The organism is Nonomuraea spiralis (assembly GCF_014648435.1).
GTDB lineage: Bacteria > Actinomycetota > Actinomycetes > Streptosporangiales > Streptosporangiaceae > Nonomuraea > Nonomuraea spiralis.
Genome location: NZ_BMRC01000010.1, coordinates 1 through 17,935, shown reverse-complemented (window position 1 = coordinate 17,935; position 17,935 = coordinate 1). Strand labels below are relative to the sequence as shown.

The 17,935-nt window shown below is 72.6% G+C and carries 18 protein-coding genes; 5 read left to right on the top strand and 13 right to left on the bottom strand.

What is annotated here, in order from left to right; all coding sequences use genetic code 11:
• Window positions 1-43: 43 nt before the first annotated feature.
• Window positions 44-577 carry an EF-hand domain-containing protein gene (locus IEZ27_RS24910; RefSeq protein ID WP_125645217.1) on the bottom strand — a complete coding sequence of 178 codons (534 nt, stop codon included), beginning with the start codon at window positions 575-577 and terminating at the stop codon, window positions 44-46.
• A 710-nt stretch (window positions 578-1,287) separates the two neighbouring features.
• Between IEZ27_RS24910 and IEZ27_RS24905 the strand changes: the two genes are divergently transcribed.
• Window positions 1,288-1,980, top strand: coding sequence for an aspartate/glutamate racemase family protein (locus tag IEZ27_RS24905; RefSeq protein WP_189649454.1), 693 nt, complete (start codon window positions 1,288-1,290; stop codon window positions 1,978-1,980).
• 84 nt (window positions 1,981-2,064) lie between these two features.
• Here the strand turns inward: IEZ27_RS24905 and IEZ27_RS24900 are convergent, their stop codons facing one another.
• The 6 genes from IEZ27_RS24900 to IEZ27_RS24875 form a co-directional block, all read right to left on the bottom strand.
• A complete protein-coding gene (locus tag IEZ27_RS24900; protein ID WP_189649453.1) occupies window positions 2,065-4,107 on the bottom strand; it encodes an ATP-binding protein in 2,043 nt (680 codons plus the stop codon).
• A 249-nt stretch (window positions 4,108-4,356) separates the two neighbouring features.
• Window positions 4,357-5,736 carry a UDP-N-acetylmuramoyl-tripeptide--D-alanyl-D-alanine ligase gene (locus tag IEZ27_RS24895; protein ID WP_189649452.1) on the bottom strand — a complete coding sequence of 460 codons (1,380 nt, stop codon included), beginning with the start codon at window positions 5,734-5,736 and terminating at the stop codon, window positions 4,357-4,359.
• Between the two features lie 37 nt (window positions 5,737-5,773).
• On the bottom strand, window positions 5,774-6,730 hold the full coding sequence (locus tag IEZ27_RS24890) for a D-alanine--D-alanine ligase family protein (RefSeq protein ID WP_189649451.1): 957 nt from the start codon (window positions 6,728-6,730) through the stop codon (window positions 5,774-5,776).
• 125 nt (window positions 6,731-6,855) lie between these two features.
• Entirely contained in the window at window positions 6,856-7,362 is a 507-nt protein-coding gene (locus IEZ27_RS24885) for a hypothetical protein (protein WP_189649450.1), read from the bottom strand.
• The gene (locus IEZ27_RS24880; protein ID WP_189649449.1) at window positions 7,359-8,789 is read right to left on the bottom strand and encodes a sensor histidine kinase; all 1,431 of its coding nucleotides are present in this window, start codon (window positions 8,787-8,789) and stop codon (window positions 7,359-7,361) included. The genes IEZ27_RS24885 and IEZ27_RS24880 overlap by 4 nt, the downstream gene beginning before the upstream one ends.
• 7 nt (window positions 8,790-8,796) lie before the next feature.
• Window positions 8,797-9,471, bottom strand: a complete 675-nt coding sequence (locus IEZ27_RS24875) for a response regulator transcription factor (protein WP_185845168.1) — start codon at window positions 9,469-9,471, stop codon at window positions 8,797-8,799.
• 186 nt (window positions 9,472-9,657) lie between these two features.
• On the opposite strand from IEZ27_RS24875, the gene vanY-N reads away from it, so the two are divergent.
• Both vanY-N and IEZ27_RS24865 read left to right on the top strand, forming a co-directional pair.
• Window positions 9,658-10,230: a D,D-peptidase/D,D-carboxypeptidase VanY-N gene (gene vanY-N, locus IEZ27_RS24870; RefSeq protein WP_189649448.1), complete on the top strand. Its 573-nt coding sequence runs from the start codon at window positions 9,658-9,660 to the stop codon at window positions 10,228-10,230.
• A gap of 77 nt (window positions 10,231-10,307) precedes the next feature.
• Window positions 10,308-10,892 carry a chorismate mutase gene (locus tag IEZ27_RS24865; RefSeq protein WP_229824348.1) on the top strand — a complete coding sequence of 195 codons (585 nt, stop codon included), beginning with the start codon at window positions 10,308-10,310 and terminating at the stop codon, window positions 10,890-10,892.
• 7 nt (window positions 10,893-10,899) lie between these two features.
• Here IEZ27_RS24865 and IEZ27_RS24860 read toward each other — a convergent pair whose 3' ends face one another.
• The 4 genes from IEZ27_RS24860 to IEZ27_RS24845 all read right to left on the bottom strand — a co-directional run bounded on the left by IEZ27_RS24860 (window position 10,900) and on the right by IEZ27_RS24845 (window position 14,098).
• Complete coding sequence (locus IEZ27_RS24860; RefSeq protein ID WP_125645144.1) at window positions 10,900-11,163, bottom strand: metal-sensitive transcriptional regulator; 264 nt, start codon at window positions 11,161-11,163, stop codon at window positions 10,900-10,902.
• Window positions 11,154-12,035, bottom strand: a complete 882-nt coding sequence (locus IEZ27_RS24855; RefSeq protein ID WP_189649446.1) for a sulfite exporter TauE/SafE family protein — start codon at window positions 12,033-12,035, stop codon at window positions 11,154-11,156. The genes IEZ27_RS24860 and IEZ27_RS24855 overlap by 10 nt, the downstream gene beginning before the upstream one ends.
• Window positions 12,032-12,610: a rhodanese-like domain-containing protein gene (locus tag IEZ27_RS24850; protein WP_189649445.1), complete on the bottom strand. Its 579-nt coding sequence runs from the start codon at window positions 12,608-12,610 to the stop codon at window positions 12,032-12,034. Before IEZ27_RS24850 ends, IEZ27_RS24855 begins: the two co-directional genes overlap by 4 nt.
• A 99-nt stretch (window positions 12,611-12,709) precedes the next feature.
• Window positions 12,710-14,098, bottom strand: a complete 1,389-nt coding sequence (locus IEZ27_RS24845) for an MBL fold metallo-hydrolase (protein ID WP_189649444.1) — start codon at window positions 14,096-14,098, stop codon at window positions 12,710-12,712.
• Window positions 14,099-14,372: 274 nt separating this feature from the next.
• On the opposite strand from IEZ27_RS24845, the gene IEZ27_RS24840 reads away from it, so the two are divergent.
• On the top strand, window positions 14,373-15,608 hold the full coding sequence (locus IEZ27_RS24840; RefSeq protein WP_189649443.1) for an MFS transporter: 1,236 nt from the start codon (window positions 14,373-14,375) through the stop codon (window positions 15,606-15,608).
• A gap of 21 nt (window positions 15,609-15,629) precedes the next feature.
• Here the strand turns inward: IEZ27_RS24840 and IEZ27_RS24835 are convergent, their stop codons facing one another.
• Window positions 15,630-16,637, bottom strand: a complete 1,008-nt coding sequence (locus IEZ27_RS24835; RefSeq protein WP_189649442.1) for a phage baseplate protein — start codon at window positions 16,635-16,637, stop codon at window positions 15,630-15,632.
• Complete coding sequence (locus IEZ27_RS24830) at window positions 16,625-17,098, bottom strand: hypothetical protein (protein WP_189649441.1); 474 nt, start codon at window positions 17,096-17,098, stop codon at window positions 16,625-16,627. The genes IEZ27_RS24835 and IEZ27_RS24830 overlap by 13 nt, the downstream gene beginning before the upstream one ends.
• A gap of 168 nt (window positions 17,099-17,266) precedes the next feature.
• On the opposite strand from IEZ27_RS24830, the gene IEZ27_RS24825 reads away from it, so the two are divergent.
• Entirely contained in the window at window positions 17,267-17,755 is a 489-nt protein-coding gene (locus IEZ27_RS24825) for a hypothetical protein (protein ID WP_189649440.1), read from the top strand.
• The last annotated feature ends 180 nt before the right edge of the window (window positions 17,756-17,935 follow it).

Sequence of the window (17,935 nt, the reverse complement as noted above, 5' to 3'; positions counted from 1 at the left end):
CCCATGACGTAGAAAGGCGGACGCGACGGCTGCTGCGGGGCCGTCAGTTGTCGGGTTCCTCGACCAGGAGGTCGCCCACGATCTCCGCCTTCTCGGGGCTGTAGTACTCCTTGATGCCCTCGGCCCAGACCGGGACCTTGACCTGGTCGTCGGGGGTGGGGCCGAACGCGTCGAAGAGGGTGTCGACGTTGCGCCGCTTGAAGCCGATGGCGGTCATGAGCGCCATGAAGTCGGTGCGGTGGATGAGGCCGTCGCCGTCGGGGTCGCCCAGCTCGGCCAGCGCCTCGGCGAAGTCCTCGAGCGCGTCGTCGAACCGCTCGGGGGACAGGACGCAGGCGCAGTACTCCTCGAAGGTGATGCGGCCGTCGTTGTTGGAGTCGAGCTCCGAGGCAAGGGTCGTCCAGTAACGACGGAAAGCGTCTCTGATCGCGCCTTTGGCGGCTTCGGTGGAACGCGGGGAGGCGGCTACGACGCGGTTGGCCATGAGGTCGAAGTCGTCGGCCTCAAGATAACCGGCGCCTCTGACGTCGAACAGGGTGAAGATGAGCTTTACTCGATCAAGGGCCGCGTCGTTCATGCCTGTCGCCTTTCTGCGGTGGTTACGGGTGCAGACTATATGCCTGGCGGATGGCCCGAGGACGGGCGAGTCTTTGTCTGCCAGGAAACATGGAGCCAGCTAACTGGCTTAATCCGCCCGAAATCCACGGTAACCCGACAAAGCTTAAGAAGCGCGTGCTTGTTGTCGGCTTCGCGGTAGAAGGACGCCGTGACGCCGGGGATATTTCATGACATATGAGGATTTGTGCATCAGGTCTCTCGGGGGTCGGCTTCCGTGTATCTCTATGGTTACTTCTTTGTAACTCGGCACGATGGCCGGACAGATCGTTCCGGCGCCCCGGGGGTGTGAAGGGGGCGTGCGCGGGGGGCGTGTGGGGATGCCGTTGTCACAGCTCCGCCTGGGACGGGGAGCCGTGGCCGGTGATCGCGGCCGGTCCTTCGTCCGCCGGGCGGGTGGCCGCCGGTGTGTTCGCCGCCGGGCGTGCCGGGGCGCGTCCCGCGCATCGAACCCCTGCTTCTGGTTGCGCCGGATCGTCCCCGACGGTATGGCGGGTCCGCCGAGCCGCCGAGCCGCCGAGCCGTCCGGCCGGCCCGCGACGGGTGCGGCGGGCGGATCGGGCGCTGGGCGGTTGCAAAATGCCCGGGAAGTCGGACGAATGGACAGTTTTTGGACTGCGAAGTGAGCAAGGGGTCCGTCTAGCCTGCCGGGACGGTAACGGACGGAGAACCATGCGTACTATCGGACTGATCGGCGGGTTGAGCTGGGAATCGACCGTCATCTACTACCAGATCATCAACCAGCGCGTACGTGAGCGCCTCGGCGGCAGTCACTCCGCCAACAGCCTGATCTGGTCGGTCGACTACACGATCGTCGAAGACCTCATCTTCGCCGGCCGGTGGAAAGAGGTGGGTGAGATGCTCGCGGAGGCGGGCGTCCGGCTGGAGGCCATGGGGGCCGAGATGCTGCTCATCTGCAGCAACACCTTCAGCCGGGTGAACGACGAGGTGGAACTGGCGACGCACGTCCCCGTGCTGCACATCGCCGACGCCGTGGGGGCCGAGGTCCGCGCGCGGGGCATGCGCAAGGTGGGCCTGCTCGGCACCCGTTTCACCATGGAGGAGCCCTTCTACCGGGACCGGCTGGCCGGGCACGGCTTCGAGGTGCTCGTACCGGAGCGCGCGGAGCGCGAGCTGGTCCACCGGGTGATCTTCGAGGAGCTGATACGCGGCGTGCTGCGGCCCTCGTCCAGGGACGCCTACGTACGGACGATCGCCGGTCTGGCCGACCGGGGCGCCGAGGCCGTCATACTCGGCTGCACCGAGATCGAGCTGCTGATCAGCGACAAGGACACCGCGATCCCGCTGCTGCCGAGCGCCCGGCTGCACGCGGAGGCGGCGGCCGGTTTCGCCCTGACCGGCTGACCGGCTGACCGGTTGATCGGCTGACCGGGCTGACCCGGTTGATCGGCTGACCGGTCGACCGCGTTCAGGCCGGGTCGACCGCGTTCAGGCCGAACCGTGCAGTTCGCGGCGCCACAACTCCTCGCACAGGCGGCCGATGCCCGCGAGCAGGTGACGGCGGTAGGTGGTGAAGGACAGGCCGAGGCGTTCGGCGGCGGCCTCCTGGGTGGGGGCGCCGCGCAGGTAGGTGACGTCGAGGGCGCGGTGCAGCTTGCCGGCCCGCGGGTCCCGGCCCAGGTCGTGAATGCCCTCTTCGAGCAGTTCGCGCAGGGCTCTGACGGGGTCGGCCCGGCCGGCGAGCAGCCTGGTGCGGGTGAGCGGGTTGGCCGCCAGCTCCCGGTGTTTCGACAGGTGGCGGAGGGCCTTGCGGACGGCGTCGGTGAACTCCGCCTCCGACATCACCGCCAGCTCCGGCTCGGGCCTGGCCGGAACCTCGTGCGTGCCGGCCGGCAGCAGCCGTTCCAGCCAGACCTGCGCCGGTACGGCCCGCCAGTCGTGGGCGAGCAGGACGTACTCGACGTCCCCCTCGCGCGCGTGGTCGCCGAGGTCGTGCATGTTGTAGTACCCGGAGTGCCCGTTCAAGGGGTCGTCGCCGCGGACGGCCATGAACGACCAGGCCATGCGTTCCGAGCGCAGGCACCAGCCCACGGCCCGCCATCGGATGAGGTCCGTCACCGGCGAGGCGCCCCGGTCGCGCCTGCGCACCCAGCTCCGGTTGACGGCCAGGTGCTCGCCGGGCCGCAGCGGCGCGGTGGCGCGGGCGGTGTCCCAGGCGGCGGCGACGACCGGGTCCGCCCGCGCGTCCGTCTTCGAGAGATCGTCCACGCAGAGCCAGGCACTGGCGCCGGCCAGCTCGCCGGTCGCGGTGCGCCGGTAGAGGCGGAACGCCTGAGGTTGCCCGGACGTCCAGTGGGAGACGGCCGACACCGTCGCGGGGTCCCACTCGGCGGCCAGGCGCAGCAGGTCGTCGGCGTCCTCGGGGTGCAGGACGGTCTCGTACACCTCGTCCTCGCCGTGCCAGAAATGCGGCTCGGGGGTCCTGCCCTCGCCGCGGTGCAGGTAGAACAGCGAGCCGACGGCTCCGAGCACGTCCGCGTCGTCGGCGGCGCGGATCTGCCGGGTGAGGCGGTCCTTGATGAGCCGGTGCATGCGGGCGTAGCCCTGCGGGTCGCGCCAGCGCAGGTCGGCCTCGAGGATCTCGCGTACGACGTCGTGCGGATAGAGCCCGAGCGGGCTCGACTCGACGAACGGCAGCCGCCGCAGCCAGGAGAACAGCTCGGCCGCGTCCTCGTCGGGCAGGACCGTGCGCAGCACGTCCTGCGTGGTCATGTACGTGTGCGCGCACACCTCCAGGGCGAGCCGGTGCGCGGGACCGGGCACCTCGCCGACGAGCTGGTCGAGCAGGGTCGCGACCACGTCGTGGGTGGGCGCCCAGCGGGACCCGGCGGCGCTGTCCCTGACCGCCACCGCGGCCCCGAGCGACAGGGCGAGCGGGTGCCCGCCGGCGAAGGCGAGCAGCGGGTCGAGCAGGTCGCCGGCCACGCCGCGGGAGTCCAGGAGCGCGGCGGCGTCCTCGGGCTCCAGTTCGCCCAGCGCGATGACCTGGAGGAGGTCGGCCCAGCCGGGATCGGCCTGCCACACCATGTCCGGGGGCACCCGTCCGGTCACCACGACCAGCGCGCCGACCGGCAGCCCCGGCAGGAACCGCTCGCGCAGCCAGCCCTCCAGGCCCTGGAGGCGTTCGAAGGTGTCGACCAGCAGCACGGCGCGCTCGTCGGCGAGCATCGGCCCGGTCTCGGCCAGGAAGGCCGCGGGGGAGGGGTCGAGCAGCCGCCCGTCCAGCGTCATCACATTGCGGCCGGCCTCGGCGGCCCGCTGGGCGTAGCGTCTCAGCAGCGCCGACTTGCCGATGCCGCCGGGACCGTGCACGAACAGCACCCTGCCGCCGCTGTGCAGCGCCTCGTCGAAGGCCGCGAGTTCCGCCTTCCGCCCGACGAAGGCGCGCTGCCTGGCCGCCTGGAGACGCCCTTCCAAGCGCCCGGCGGGTTGTCCCTCTTCACCGACCTCGCAGATCACTGCGGATCTCATACCAGGCAGCCCAGAGGCCATTCCGGTAACCCCGACCCGGAATCAATGGTAGGTGGCATACCGATGACTCTAGCGCCGGAAAGTCGCGAGATTCCCTGTGTCATGCTGCAAATCGCAATAAATCAGAGAAGCGTGGTATCGGTGCACGTCGCGATAGAAGATCACCGAATGCGGTGTTAACCCGTACGGCGATTCCCGCGCCATTGCAACGGCATATATCAACCGTCAATACAGGGTCAAGCTGTCCGATCAAGAACCGGCCAGCGCAATCGCACAAGCACTCAGGCCGTATTCACTGGACGCCTTCACGAACACCAGATCACCTGGTTCGATCAACCCTGTGGCCAGGGTGACGGCCTCGGCCACGTCGTCCGCCGTGTACACGCTCACGCCCAGGCCGGCGTCCCCGGCCGCCGCGGCCGTGGCCCGCGGGTCGTCGTCGCCGACCGCGATCAGCACGTCGATGCCCAGCTCGGCCACCAGCCGCCCCACCTGCGCGTGCCGGTCCCGCGAGGCGTCCGCCTGCTGTCCCATCCCGCCGAGCACGGCGACGGTACGGCGGTCGCCGGCCAGCGCCCTGAACGCGCGTAACCCGGCCCGCATGGACTCCGGGTTGGCGTTGTAGGCGTCGTTGATCACGGTGACGCCGTCCGGCCGGTCGAACACCTCGAAGCGGCCCGAGGAGCGCGGCCCGGCCGCCGTGAGCCTGGCGGCGATCCGCTCGGCGGACAACCCCAGCGCGTACGCGGCCGCGGCGGCGGCCAGCGCGTTGGCGACCTGGTGCTCGCCGATGAGGCCCAGCTCGACCCGGGCGCGTCCGGAGGGTGTCACCAGGTCGAAGGCGGGCCTGGCCAGCTCGCCCATCGACGCGTTCTCGGCCCGTACGTGGGCGTCGGCCGCCGTGCCGTACAACACGATCCGGGCCCGGGTGCGCTCGGCCATGCCCAGGACGTACGGATCGTCGGCGTTGAGCAGCGCGTACCCGTCGGGGGTCAGCGCCTCGACCAGTTCGCCCTTGGCGGCGGCCACGTCGGCCAGCCCGCCGCCCATCCGCGAGATGTGCGCGGCGCCGACGTTGAGCACCAGGCTCAGGTGCGGCGGCGCGATCCCCGTCAGGTACGTCAGGTCGCCCTTCCGGCCCGCGCCCATCTCCAGCACCAGGTAGCGGGTCGCCGGATCGGCGCGCAGCACGGTGAGCGGCAGCCCCAGCTCGTTGTTGAACGAGCGGTCGGTCGCGATCGTCGGGGCGTCCGGTTCGAGGATCTGGGCCAGCAGGTCCTTGGTCGTGGTCTTGCCGACGGAACCGGTCAGCGCGATCACGGTCGGGTCGAGCCGGGCGAGCACGTGCCCGGCCAGCAGGCCCAGCGCCCGCTGCACGTCCTCGACCACCAGCGCGGGCACGCCCACGGGACGGGTGGCCAGCACGGCCGTGGCGCCGTCGGCCACGGCTCTGCCCGCGTAGTCGTGGCCGTCCACGCGGGCGCCGGCGGTGGCGGCGAACAGGCCGCCCGGCCTCACCTCGCGGGAGTCCACCGCCGCGGGCGCGGTCACCAGCGCCTCGGGGGCGGTCACGTCGTGCAGGCCGGCGTCGACGACACGCGCGATCTCGGCCAGCGTCATGGGGATCATGGAGTACTCCTGGTCGGCGCCGGGTCGCAGGGGCGGCTCATGCGCCGCTTCTGGCCAGCGCCAGGTCGATGAGCCGGCCCAGCAGGTCCGGGTACGGGACGCCGCCCGCCCCCCAGGCCCTGGCATAGACGGAACGAGGGGTGAAACCGGGCATGGTGTTGATCTCCAGCACGTACAGGCGGCCGGTCTCCTCCTGGTAGAGGAAGTCCACGCGGGACAGGCCGTAGCCGCCGATCGCCCGGTAGGCGCGCAACGACAACTCGCGCACCTCGTCGGCGACCCGTTCGGGCAGCGCCACCGGGATCGTGGCGATCTCGGCCCGGCTGAGGTACTTGGTCTCGTAGTCGAGCCAGTCGCCGCTCACCAGCAGCTCTCCCACCACCGACGCCTCCGGCTCGTCGTGGTCGCCGAGCACGCCGCAGATCAGCTCGCGGGCCCGCACGCCCTGCTCGACGAGCACCACCCGGTCGTAGGTGAGGGCCAGCTCGACGCCCGCGCGCAGCTCCTCGACGGAGGTGACGCGGGAGATGCCGATGGAGGAGCCCATGTTGGCCGGTTTGACGTACATCGGCCATTCCAGTGACTTCACCAGGCTCCACGGGTCGGTCGTGCCGCGCCAGTCGTGCTCGGTGAACCAGACGTGCGGGGTGACGGGGACGTCCTCGGCCAGGAACGAGCGCCGCATCGCGACCTTGTCCATCGCCACGGCCGAGGCCAGCACCCCGCAGCCCACGTACGGCAGGCCGAGCACCTCCAGGTGCCCCTGGATGACGCCGTCCTCGCCGTACGGGCCGTGCATCACGGGGAAGACCACGTCGGCCACGTCGGCGGACAGGTCGAGCGGCCATCTGCCCTGCCGGTCGACGACGACGAGGAACGGCGCGTACCGGTCCTTCGGCAGGGCGTCGAGCACCGCCTGCGCCGACTGGAGCGACACCTCGTGCTCGGGGGACGGCCCGCCGGCCAGCACGGCCACGCGCAGCCGTTCTGTCATGATCGCGATCAGCCCTTCCTGCCCTGGAGTTCGCCGGCGGCGCCGGTACGGCCGCCTCGATGGACCCGATGAGTCTGAATGCTCGGCCTGATCGGTTCCCAGCCCATTCGCTGTCCACTTTCTGGTCATCCCGGCTCTCCCGGACGGCCCATGCTCCGGCACTGCCGGGGGCCGACCTTCTGGCCGCCGCCGGCGACGGTGACCCTGACAGGGCCTTCCGGCGCCGGCACGGAGGCCGTGCACACGATCTGCTCGACGGCCAGCGTGGACAGTTCGCCGGCCGGGGTCGCCAGGGTCACCACCAACTGACCGGCCGGGTCGGAGGACACCGAGAACGGGCCCGCCTCGGGCGGCACGTCGGTGGTGAGCCCGTGCGCCCGCTCCCTGTCGGTGGCCCCGGCCGCCAGCAGCGTGAGCCGGTCCGCCTGCGACAGCCGGCCGCCGAGCCGCGTCACCGCGCTGACCCGGCCGTTCTTCACCAGGAAGAGGGTGACCGTCGAGGTCGGCACGACGGCCCCCTTCGGAGGGGCGCCGCCGGTGATGACGCCGCTCGGCCGTACGCCGCAGCCGGTCAGGACGGCGAGCGGCACGAGGCCCGCGGCGAGCAGGCGGCGGGCGAGCCCGGCCCTCACGCGGGTTCCCCGTCCGGCTCCTGGGCCACGCGGGGCAGGCGCAACGTGAACCTGGCGCCGCCGTCCGGGGCGTTGGCGACGGTGAGGTCGCCCCGGTGCAGGCGGGCGTTCTCCCGCGCGATGGCCAGGCCGAGGCCGCTGCCCTCGGACCTGGCCCTGGCCGCGCTGGCCTTGTAGAACCGGTCGAACACGTGCGGCAAAACCGCCTCCTCCAGGCCGGGGCCATGGTCGCGGACCTCAAGCTCGATCCATCGCGGGCCGGAGGAAAGACGTACGGACACCGGCGGCTCGCCGTGCCGCAGGGCGTTGCCGACCAGGTTGGCGAGGATGACGTCCATGCGGCGCGGGTCCAGCCGTGCCGTCACCTCGGGCGGCAGCTCCGTCTGGACCGAGTCCGACCAGCCCCGGGCCCGCAGGGTCGCGTGGACCAGCTCGGCGACGTCGACCTCGTTCAGCGCGAGGGCCGCGACGCCGGAGTCGAACCGGCTGATCTCGATGAGGTCGTTCACCAGGCCGGTCAGGGCGAGCGTCTCCTGGCTGACCAGCCGGGCGGCCCGTCCGGCTGGCTCGGGCAGCCGCGTCGAGTCCTCGTCGAGGACGTCGGCGACCGCGGTGAGCGCGGCCAGCGGGGTGCGCAGCTCGTGGGAGACGTCGGCCACGAACCGCCGGGCGTCGGCCTCCATCTCGCGCAGCTGCCTGACGTGCCGTTCCAGCTCGGCGGCGGTGTTGTTGAACGTGCGTGCCAGCTCGGCCAGCTCGTCGGAGCCGGTGACCGCGATCCTGGTACGCAGCTCGCCCTCGCCCAGCAGGCGGGCCGCCCGGCCGAGCTCGCGTACCGGACGCAGCACGCCACGGGTGGCCAGCAGCGCGAGGACGACCGCGAACGCCAGGGCCGCCCCGCCGATCAGCCAGGCGGACGCGGCGAGCCCGTCGACGCTGCGCTCTTCGCCGAGCAGGCTGCGCGCGGTGTAGACCTCGATGCCGGACAGGCGCGTCGGCCGGTCCCCCTCCACGATCAGCAGCGGCGTGCCGATGATCAGGATGGGCGCGTTCTGCCAGATCACGCGCTGCCAGGCGACCTCGCCGTCGGCCACGGCCCGCCGTACCTGCCGGGGGACCAGGGCGAGGTCCAGGCCGCCCGGTGAGCGCGCCGCGCCGAAGACGGCGACCGCGGAGCTGTTCCTGTCGGTCACGGTCCGGGCGATCTCGCCGAGCTCGGCCGGGTCCGGCGTCGCGCTCCGCAACGGGAAGACCGCGTCCAGGCGGTTCGTCATCGCCTGCACCGCGGTGTCCTGGGTCGCCTGGAGGATGGCGTTGCGGGCCTTGACGTAGATCCCGCCGGCCACCGCCGCCGCGGTGACGACGGACAGCAGCGCGAACGCGAACAGCAGCCGGGCCCGCAGTCCCAGAGTCGGCCGAGACGTCACCGGAGGCTCACACCGGCCCGAACCGGTACCCGAACCCGCGTACCGTCTGCACGTAGACGGGCGCGGTCGAGTCGTCCTCGATCTTCGCGCGCAACCGCTGCACGCAGGCGTCCACGAGCCGCGAGTCGCCGAAGTATCCGTGCTCCCAGACCGACTCCAGCAGTTGCTGGCGGCTGTGCACCCGGCCCGGCGTGCCGGAGAGCTCCAGCAGCAGGCGCAGCTCGGTCGGGGCGAGGTTGACCGGCTCGCCGCGGTTGGCGACCACCAGTCCGGCCCGGTCGATGGTCAGGTCCCCGTAGCGCTCCAGCTCCGCCTGATCCCGGCCGATCCGCCGGAGCACCGCGCGGATGCGGGCGTCCAGCACCCTGGGCTGCACCGGTTTGACCACGTAGTCGTCGGCGCCCGCCTCCAACCCGGCCACGACGTCCATGTCGTCGCCGCGCGCGGTCAGCATGATGATCGGCACCTCGCCGATGACCCGGATGCGGCGGCAGACCTCGAACCCGTCCATGCCGGGCAACATCAGGTCGAGCACGACGACGTCGGGCAGGTCCATACGGATCAGGTCGAGCCCCAGCTCGCCGGACTCCGCAGTGCGCACCCGGTGGCCGTGCCGGGTCAGGGCCAGGTCGAGGCCCTCCCGTACGGCCGGGTCGTCCTCGATCAACAACACTCGCGACACGCCGCCGAGTTTCACCGCACGCTCCATAGGTCACCGCTGGTCAGATCCACTGTCGGCCCGCTGTGTCCGCGCACTGTCCGCGCCGTGTCATGGTCGTGTCACGGTTGCGGCCGACGGTGCTCGCCGTCGACAAACCATGACATGCGGGGGACAACGCGCGCACATTCGGCGCCAATCGTTGTCGGCATGAACGGACCACGGACCATCCCACCACGGCCCAGGGACCGGCTGTACGCCGCGCTCACGCTGGTGCTCGCCGTGCTCCTGCTGCCCGCGGCGTTCGTCCGCGGTCCCGGCCGCGCCAGGGAACGGGCCTGCCGCTGGGCGTTATGGATGCGGTTCCCCGCCGAGGACCTGAGAGGGCTCGACGCGGGCGCCAGGACGGCCTTCGAAGCGGCGCGCACCGAGGCGCTCTGGGGTCACGGCCAGCTCCTCGGCCTCACCTCGGGGTACCGCGACGCCGTCGTCCAGCAGCGCATGTTCGACGAGGAGGTGCGCCGCACCGGCTCCCCGGCCACGGCACGGATGCTCGTGCTGCCGCCGGCGGAGTCCAGCCACGTCAGGGGCATCGCGCTGGACGTCCGCCCGCACGAGGGGGCGCGCTGGCTGGAGGAGCACGGCGCCCGCTACGACCTCTACCGCATGTACGACAACGAGTGGTGGCACTTCGAGTACCGCCCCGACGCCTGCGGCACGCCGCCACCACGGCGCCCCCACCCCGGCATCGGCTACATCCTGGAGAACGGCGGCCAGCTGTGACCCGGGGGCCGGCCCCGGCGCCCAACTCCCGCGCCTGGACATCGCCCGGCGGGCGGGCGTAGGAAAGAGCGGTGACCATGGAGACGGCGCTCGTCGTCGGCACCGGACTGATCGGCACCTCGGTCGCGCCGGCCCTCCGCGAGAAGGGGGTCGCGGTCCACCTCTCCGACGTCGACGCGCATGCCGTACGGCTGGCGCGGGAGCTCGGCGCGGGCCAGGAGCGGACCGGCCAGGGCGTGGACCTGGCGTTGATCGCCGTACCGCCGCACGTCGTGGGGGAGCGGCTGGCCGAGTTGCAGCGGCGGGGGGCCGCGCGGGCGTACACCGACGTGGCCAGCGTCAAGGTCGATCCGATCGCCGACGCGCGGCGGCTCGGCTGCGACCTGACCTCCTACGTCCCCGGCCACCCGCTCGCCGGACGGGAGCGGTCCGGCCCGGCCGCCGCCCGCGCCGACCTCACCGCCGAGTTCCCCGCTGTGGCGGCGCGCAAGCTCGGCTTCCACGACGTGCCGCTGCTCTGCGCGACCGAGATCGCCGTGCCGGGGGCGCTGCCCCGGGTGGTCCGGCTGCCGGCCCACGTCGAGACCGGACGCCCGCGTTCCGCGATCCGGCACGTCTACCTGCGCGGCGCGGCGGCGTTGCGGCCGGACGTCGTTCCATGAGCACGGATCAGGCGAGGGTCAGGAAGAGCTTCTCCAGCTCCTCCTGTGTCATCGGCGGGCCGTCCGGGCCGCCTGTGAGGCACTGACGCATCCCGCTCGCCACGATCGTGAACCCGGCCCGGTCCAGCGCCCGGGAGACGGCGGCGAGCTGGGTCACGACGTCCTTGCAGTCGCGGCCCGACTCCACCATCGCGATCACGGCGGCGAGTTGCCCCTGGGCCCGTCGCAGGCGGTTCAGGACAGGTCGCGTCGAGTCGTCGTCTATCCGCATGGCGAGCCCGGTGTCGTCGTCGGCGCGTGCGCGCGGGCCGATCTCGCGGCCCGCCACCGGGCGGCGACCGCCGCGGCCAGTACGGCCCCCACCCCCGCCCACGTGACCGGATGCGTCCAGACGGCGGCGTCGAGCTGCTGGACGAGCACGAAGACGCCCATGACGACGACGAACCAGCCGAACGCCGTGCGCAGCGCGTCCTGGGGGATGCGGCCCGCGAGCCGGCCGCCGGCCAGGCTGCCGACCACCGCGGCGGCCGTCACGGTCAGGGCGAGAGGCCAGTCGATCGCGACGCCCGCCAGGTGCCCGGCGAGCCCGGCGAAGGACTTCATCGCGATGACGAGCAGCGAGGTGCCGACCGCGACGCCCATCGGCAGCCCGCCGAGCAGGGCCAGGGCCGGGACGACGAGGAAACCGCCGCCCGAGCCGACCAGCCCGGTCACCGCGCCGACGACCAGGCCCTCCACCGCGATGTGCTTCAGGGGCAGGTCGGCGGGCCGTGCCCGCTCGCGGGCGCGCCGGGGCCCGCGGAGCATCGCGACCGCCGTGGCCAGCATCATCAGGGCGAAGGCGATGAGCAGGACCGTGCCGGGGACGTACTCGGCCAGCCGGCCGCCGCCGTATGCCCCGGCCATGCTGAACGCGCCGAACAGCAGCCCGGTGCGCCAGCGGATCCGCCGGGCCCGCGCGTGCGGGACCAGCGCGGCCAGGCTGGTGACGCCGACCACGAACAGCGAGGTGGCGATGGCCTCCTTGGTGCCCTGCCCGGCCAGGTAGACCAGGATCGGCACCGTCAGGATCGAGCCGCCGCCGCCGAGCACGCCCAGGCTGACGCCGACGAGCAGGGACGCCGCGACGACCAGAGCGGTCACGAGGTGCTCCGCAGCTCCGCGATCACCGTGCGGATGTCGGGACGCGGCCCGCGGTTGTACGGCAGCCTCGACAGCAGGACGCCCATGGCACAGGAGTTGCTGACGGCCGCGTACGTCAGGCCGGCGCCGATCGCGGTGCCGATCAGGTGCGCGCCGGGCACGAACACCCCGACGAGGCCGGTGACCAGGACGATCGAGCCCGCCACGAGCCGGACCTGGCGTTCCATGTCCCACCGCTCGGGCCCCCGCTCGACCGGCGCGCCGGCGGCCTCCCAGGCGACGACGCCGCCCTCCAGGACACGCAGGTTCGGCAGGCCGGCCTCGGCGAGGGCCTGCTCGGCCTGGGCGGCGCGGGCTCCGGAACGGCAGACGAGCACGACGTCCTCGTCGAGGTGGGCCGTCAGCTCGGCCCGGTGCTCGCGCAGGGTCGCCAGCGGCACGTTGTACGAGCCCGGGATGTGCGCCGTACGGAACTCGGCGGGCGTGCGCACGTCGAGCAGGCGCGGCGCCCGCCCCTCCTGGACGAGCCGATGCAGCACGGCGGGGGAGAGGGACAGGGAGGGAGTGGTGCTCATGCGAGATTCCATTTCGATGGTACGAAAATACCCAGGGGGGTATCGTGCGAAGCCCCTGCGGGCAGGGCAGGGCAGGGCGGGGCCAGGAGTGGGAGTCGGTCAGGCGGCGGCCGGGGCCGCCGACAGGGCCCAGGCGGCGTAACCGCCGAGGACGTCGGAGACGTCCCGGAAGCCGCGGTGGCGCAGCAGGCTCGCCGCGATGGAGGACCGGTGGCCGCCCGCGCAGTGCAGGACCAGCGGCCGGTCGGCGGGCAGTTCACTGCTGCGCGCGGGCAGCTCGCTCAGGGGGATGTGCACGGCCGAGCCGATGAACCCGTTCGCCTCGCGCTCGCCGTCGGTGCGGACGTCCACGACGACGGGCGGGGTGTCGCCGGCGAGGGCGGCGCGCAGTTGCGCGGCGGTCAGGCGGCTGGCCGGGGCGACCTCGTCGGCGAGCCTCCGCAGCGCGTCCTCGGGGTTGCGCAGGTAGCCCGCGACGCGGTCGAAGCCGATCCGGGCGAGGCGGGTGACGACCTCCTCCTCCCGGTCCTGCGGCGCCAGGACGACCAGCTCGGCGGCCGGGTCGAGCACGGTGCCCGCCTGTTCGGCGAAGCGCCCGTCGGCGGGCACGTTCACCGCGCCACGCAGGTGCCCGGCGGCGAAGTCCTGCGGGTCGCGGGCGTCCACCACGACCGTCCCGGTGGCCCGCAGCCCGGTGAACTCGGCGAGGGCCAGCGGGCGCGGGGCCGCCGAGGCGTCGTAGCGGGCCCGGTCCTTGCGGTTGAGCTCGGCGTCGTAGGCGAAGTAGCCGGGCGCGGCCGGCTGTCCGGCGGTGACGAGCGCGACGAACGTGTCCTGGTCCATCGGCGCGCAGGCGTAGTTGGTGGCCCGCTGCTCGCCGATGGTCGACTGCCGCTCGGTCGAGAGGTTCTTGCCGCAGGCGGAGCCGGCGCCGTGCGCGGGGAAGACCCGCACCTCGTCGGCCAGGCCCATGAGCTTGTTCTGCACGCTGTCGTACAACATCGCGCCCAGTTCCCCGGAGGTCACGCCGACGGAGGCGAGCAGGTCGGGGCGGCCGACGTCCCCGATGAACAGCGCGTCGCCGGTCAGCACCCCGTACGGGACCGGGTCCCCGGCCCGTTCGTAGACCAGGACGCTGATCGACTCCGGGGTGTGCCCGGGCGTCTCCATGATCTCCAGGGTGACGTCCCCGAGGGAGATCCGCTCACCCTCGGCGAGCTTGCGGGTCGGGTACTCGGTCTCGGCGCGCCGGCCGTAGCCGATCCAGGCGCCGGTGTTGTCGGCCATCTCCAGGTGGCCGGCGACGAAGTCGGCGTGGAAGTGGGTGTTGACGACGCCCACGACGGTGAAGCCGTGCGCGCGGGCGTCGGCCAGGTACTCGGAGACGTCCCGGCGGGGGTCGACGACCACCGCCCGGCCGGTCCGCTCGTCGGCGATCATGTACGACGCCTGCGAGAGACAGTCCAGGTAGTACTGGGTGAAGAACACAGCAGTCCCTTTCCTTCGTGCGGAAACGCGCCCCCCGGAGGGGCGAGAGGGGCCCGGATACGGACGGCGCGCCGTGGGCGGCCCCGGCCGTGATACCCCCTCGGGTATCTACGTACCCGACAGTAGGTTGTTCTGGAGGAACCTGTCAAATACCCCCCCAGGTATCCCGTGGTTCCCCACCAGAATACCTGGGGGGGTATGGTGACCTGGTCATACGTCGCCTCCGCTCAGGACACCCCTCGACCTCGCTTCAGGCACGAAGGAACACCCGCCCGTGAAGACCACCCCCGCGTCCGCCCCGCCCGTACGCCTCGGGCTCCGGGAGAACCGGCTCCAGTTCTCCCTGCTGGTCGTCGTCAACGTCGCCGTCGGCGGCCTGGTCGGCCTGGAACGCACCACGGTCCCGCTCATCGGCACCGAGACCTTCGGCCTGACCAGCGACCTCGCCGTCTTCTCCTTCATCGTCGCCTTCGGCCTCACCAAGGCGCTCACCAACCTGGCCGCCGGAGCCCTGACCGCCCGCTTCCGCCGCAGGCAGCTCCTCGTCGCCGGCTGGCTGATCGGCGTCCCCGTCCCGTTCGCCCTGGCCTGGGCGCCCTCCTGGGGGTGGATCGTGGCGGCCAACGTGCTGCTCGGCCTCAACCAGGGCCTGACCTGGTCGATGACCGTCAACATGAAGATCGACCTCGTCGGGCCCGCCCGGCGCGGCCTGGCCACCGGTCTCAACGAGGCCGCCGGGTACACCGCCGTCGGCGCCACCGCCCTGCTCACCGGCTACCTCGCCACCGGCTACGGGCTGCGTCCCGTCCCCGAACTCGTCGGCGTCGTCTTCGTCGCGGCCGGACTGGCCCTGGCCCTGGTGGTCCGCGACACCGCCGCCCACGTGGCCCTGGAGCTCGAACGGCACCCGCCGCCCGCCGGCGAGCGTGTCGGGTTGGCGGCCGCGTTCGCCCGTACGTCCTGGCGCGACCGGTCGCTGCGCGGCGTCAGCCAGGCGGGGCTCGTCAACAACCTCAACGACGGCCTCACCTGGGGAGTCTTCCCCCTCCTGTTCACCGACCACGGCCTCGGCCTGGCCGCCGTCGGCCTGATCAAGGGCCTGTACCCGCTCCTGTGGGGCATCGGCCAGATCCCGGCAGGCCACCTCGCCGACCGCCTCGGCCGCAAACCGCTCATCGTCACCGGCATGCTCGTCCAGGCCGCCGGACTCGTCCTCGCCCTCGTCCTGCTGGACAACCCCTTGCTCGCCGGGATCCTGTCCGCCGTAGCCCTCGGGCTCGGCACCGCCATGGTCTACCCCGCCCTCATCGCCGCCGTCTCCGACCACGCCCACCCCGCCTGGCGGGCCAACGCGCTGGGCGCCTACCGCTTCTGGCGCGACATCGGCTACGCCGCCGGGGCCCTCGTCGCCGGCGTCCTCGCCGACGCGCTCGGCCTCGACGCCACGGTCGTCGCCGCCGCCGTCCTCACCGCCGCCTCCGGCCTGCTCGCCGCCCGCTGGATCGCCTGACGCGGACGCCGGACCGGGCGCTCAGGCGACGGGCCGGGCGTAGAGGGAGAAGGACTTGTCGCGTACGGGCCCCCGGGTCAGGCCCATGCACAACAGGGGACCGGCGCCGGGCGACACGAGCACGGCGAGCCCTTCGGGTTCGCGGGGCACGAGATCCCTGGCGGTGGCGTCCAGGAAGTGCTGCTCCACCTTCCCGCTGGGCAGGTGCAGGCGGTACAGGCGGATGTTCCCGCGCGAACTCCTGGGGTTGGCGGGCCCGTACGCGCTGCCGAGGAGCTGGTAGGCGTGGTCCCCGCGCAGGGCCATGCCCTGGAACGGCAGCCCGAGGCCGGCGCCCGGCTGCGGCAGGTCGGCGAGCGGGCGGAGGTCGCCGGCGGCCAGGCGGCCCGTGTCCAGGAGCCGGAAGCGGGGCGTGCCCGCGAGCTTGTAGCGCAGCAGCAACCGGCCGGTGCCGGGATCGACGGTGGGGGCGTTGCTGGTCGACCCCGGCAGCGGCCGGTAGACGGTCAGGCCGCGGGTGGCGGAGGTCAGGACGGCGCCGTCGACGAAGGGGAAACGGCAGATGCCGCGGCCGTAACCCGAGGCCGGGCTGGCGTCCCACTCGGTCCACACCACGGTGTCGCCGCCCGTGGTCCGCTGCACGCCCAGGGCGCCGCCGTGGCCGAAGCCCAGCAGGTACATCGTGCCGGTGAGGACGCCGTCCAGGGTCAGCCGGTTCAGGCACAGGTCGCCGCGCCGGGCCCGTTGGGCGTGGGTGCGGGCGCCGCGTTCGGCGTCCAGGCGTACGCCGCCCTGCATGAGTTGCAGCGCGTACAGGTGCCCGTTCCGCTCGTCGAAGGCGAAGGACTGCAAAACGGTGCTGTGCAGGAGGCGTCCGCCCCGGAGCAGGACGCGTCCGGCGGTGTCCAGGCTCTGGGCGTCGGTCCCGGACGACACCGCCACGGCGGGTGATGGCGAGAGGGGCATCGCGGCGGCGAGCGCGGCGGTCGCGCCGAGCCGCAGCGCGTCGCGGCGGCTCAGCGGCGCCATGAGGTCTTCCCGGCGGTGACGGCCTTCGCGGGGACGGCGTCCGTACGCGCCCCGGGGAGGCGGGTACCGCTGAGAACGTAATAGGCCGGGACGAACCCGGGCCCGTCGGCGAGGCGGTACCAGCGCGGATCGCCGTGGATGCGGCCGCCGCGCACCTCGCGGGCGAGGTCCACGAGGCTGCCGGGCGGGCATCGGCGGATGACGGCGAATCCGGCCCCGGGCCCGACCCGTACGGCCAGCGCGGCACGACCGGCCGTCACCCGCCCCTGCGCGTGCGTCCTGGCGGCGACCGGCACGGAGACGACCGGCACGGAGACAACCGGCACGGGGACGACCGGCACGGAGACGGCCGGGACGGGGACGGTTCGCCGGGCCAGGGCGGGGGCGGGCGGCGCGGCGGGAGGCGAGATCGTGACAAGGGCGGCGACCAGCACGATCGCGCGCAGAAATCTGGGATTCATCGAGACCTCCTGAAGAGGCGACAGATTGGTACTCCCCGACCACGCAACGACTCAAACATCTGTACATATGTTCAGATGGGTCTGCCCGCGTGCGTCGAACCTTGTTCGTCCGGCGTGCGTACCTCGCCACGACAGGGCAGCGAATCCTCTTCGTCGGGCAGGTTGGCAATGGACGGCTTCATCGTGTTCCGGAAGACCTCGGCCTGGCGGTGGGCCGTGGTCGTACTGGCCGCCGTCGCGCTGACAGGCTGCGGCGCGTCCCGGAACGGCCCGGCGGCCCATCACGGGGCCCCGGCGGGCGCCCCGCCCGTGCCCGCGACGCGCGCGCTGAGCCTGGAGGAGATCGCGACGACGATCGGCTGTCCGCCGGCCATCCAGGTGGACGCAGCGGAACTGCGGCAGGCCGCCTGTACGGCCTCCACCGGCCGCTACGTCATCGTCACCTTCGTCACCGACAAGGGCACCCGCGACTGGCTCGACTACGCCCAGATGTACGGCGGAACCTACCTGGTGGGCGTGCGCTGGACGGTGGTCTCCTCGCCCGACCTGCTACAGCGCCTGCGCGGCAGCCTCGGCGGCCGGATCGAGGCCCCTCGGCACGGCATGGGCACGGCCATGTCCGGCGCGACCGTGCCGTCCGCCCGGCGCGCTCATTGACATTTGCCACATCAACGACACAATACACATATGAACAGCTCTTCAGGCGAGAATGTGTTGGCCGTCGACGGTTGTACCGTCAAGGTGGTCGACGCCGACCGGGTCGCCGCCGTGCACGAGCGCATGCCCGCCGCCGAGGACCTGGCCGACACGGCCGACGTCTTCGGCCTGCTGTCCGAC